This is a genomic window from Pseudomonas sp. HMWF006 (assembly GCF_003061205.1).
GTDB lineage: Bacteria > Pseudomonadota > Gammaproteobacteria > Pseudomonadales > Pseudomonadaceae > Aquipseudomonas > Aquipseudomonas monsensis.
In genome coordinates this window covers 1-2,070 of record NZ_QAIU01000658.1, presented here as the reverse complement: position 1 = coordinate 2,070, position 2,070 = coordinate 1, and the positions used below count along the sequence as shown (strand labels likewise).

2 protein-coding genes are annotated in these 2,070 nt (G+C 65.5%); both read left to right on the top strand.

What is annotated here, in order from left to right:
• On the top strand, positions 1-792 hold a 792-nt coding region (locus DBR24_RS30490; RefSeq protein ID WP_256592021.1), incomplete at its 5' end, for a VWA domain-containing protein.
• Positions 789-2,070, top strand: a 1,282-nt coding sequence (locus DBR24_RS30485; protein WP_128616534.1) for a VWA domain-containing protein, incomplete at its 3' end; no start/stop codon positions are given. The genes DBR24_RS30490 and DBR24_RS30485, both read left to right, overlap by 4 nt.

Below are 2,070 nucleotides of genomic sequence, written 5' to 3'. Positions count from 1 at the left end.
GACGTGTCCGGTTCGATGGACTTCCCCGACATGCAGTGGCAGGACGAGGACGTCAGTCGCTTGTCGCTGGTGCAGCACCTGCTCGGCGACTTTCTGGAAAGCCGCGATGGCGACCGCGTTGGCTTGATCCTGTTCGGCAGTAAGGCCTATTTGCAGGCGCCGCTGACCTTCGACCGTCACACCGTGCGGGTCTGGCTCGACGAAGCGCGGATCGGCATCGCCGGCAAGAACACCGCCATCGGCGACGCCATTGGTCTGGCCCTGAAACGCCTGCGCCTGCGTCCGGCACAAAGCCGTGTGCTGATTCTGGTCACTGACGGCGCCAATAATGGTGGCGAGATTGATCCGCTGACGGCGGCGAAACTGGCGGCCAGCGAAGGCGTGAAGATTTACCCGATCGGCATTGGCGCCAATCCCGAGGACAGCGGCTCGACCGGCCTGCTCGGAGTCAATCCGAGCCTGGACCTCGACGAGCCGGCACTCAGAGCCATCGCCGAGGCCACCGGCGGCCAGTATTTCCGCGCCCATGACGGCAAGGAACTGCAAGCGATCAAGGACACCCTCGATCAGCTCGAGCCGGTGACCCAGCAACCGACCGAGGCGCGCCCGGCGCAAGCCCTGTATCAGTGGCCGCTGGCCCTCGCCCTGTGGCTGAGCCTGTTGCTGGTCGCTCGCGAGTTGTGGCCGGACAATCCGCTGCAACGCCTGTTCACCAAGGAGCTGTATCTGCAAAGTCCGTTGCCTGACTGGCGCGAGCGCCTCAAGCGTCTGCGTCTGCGGAGGCGCCGATGATCGCGCTCTGGCCGCACTGGTTCCGTCCGTGGTGGTTGCTGCTGTTGCCGCTGCTCGGCTGGCTGCTCTGGCAACTCTGGCATCGGCAGAAACGTGCCGGGCGCTGGCAGATGATTCTGCCGCCGGCGTTTCATGCCACCCTGCTCAGCGGCGGTAATGGCCGCGACAGCAAGTTGCCGTGGGTCGCCCTCGGTGCGGCGTGGTTGCTGACCGTTCTGGCGTTGCTCGGGCCGAGTTGGGAGCGGGTCGAACAGACCAGCCAGAAACCCGCCGACCCGCTGGTGGTGATCCTCGAACTGACCCCGGAGATGCTCGCTACCGACTCACCACCGACTCGCCTGGAACAGGCGCGGCGCAAGCTGTTCGACCTGTTGCAGGCGCGCAGCGATGCGCAGACCGCCATCGTCGTCTACGCCGGCAGCGCGCACACGCTGGTGCCGCTGTCGGATGACCTGGCGACCAGTCGCAATCTGCTCGACGCACTCAAGCCGTCGTTGATGCCGGAAAGCGGCCATCGCGCTGATCTGGCCGTGAGTAAAGCGCTGGCCCTGCTGAAACAGGGCGCGCTTGGTCAGGGGCGGATTCTGTTGATCGGCTCGTCGCTGGATGAAGAAGAACGCCAAGGCATTCGCCGGGCACTGAGCGGGCAATCGCCACAATTGCTGATGCTCGGCATCGGCACCGCCGAAGGTGCGCCGATCGCCCAGGAGGACGGCAGTTTCCTCAAGGACGAACAAGGCGCGATCCGCGTCCCGCAACTGGACAGCCCGGGGCTTGCAGCCTTCCTCAACAGCGTTGGCGGCGAATACCACGCCGCGCGTCTGGACGAAAGCGACCTGGGCAGCCTCGGCCTGCTCAACGGCCCGCGCAGCTTGCGCAACGACGGCCAGACCGTGCGTCTCGACACGTGGGCCGATCAGGGTTACTGGCTGCTGTTGCCGCTGTTGTTGCTCGCCGCTTGCGCCGGGCGCCGTGGGTGGCTGTTCTGCCTGCCGCTGCTGTGGTGCCTGCCACAACCCAGCTACGCTTTTGACTTCGAGGACTTGTGGCTGCGCCCCGACCAACAAGGCCTGCACTTGCTCAAACAGAAGCGCCCGGCCGAAGCCGCACAACATTTCGCAGATCACCAGTGGCAAGGGGTAGCGTTGTACGAGGCCGGCGACTACAGTGGCGCCGCCCAGCGCTTTGCCGAGGGCAGCGATGCTCGCGCCCACTACAATCGTGGCAACGCCCTGGCGAAAAGCGGTGAGCTGGAAGCGGCCATCGACGCCTATGAAC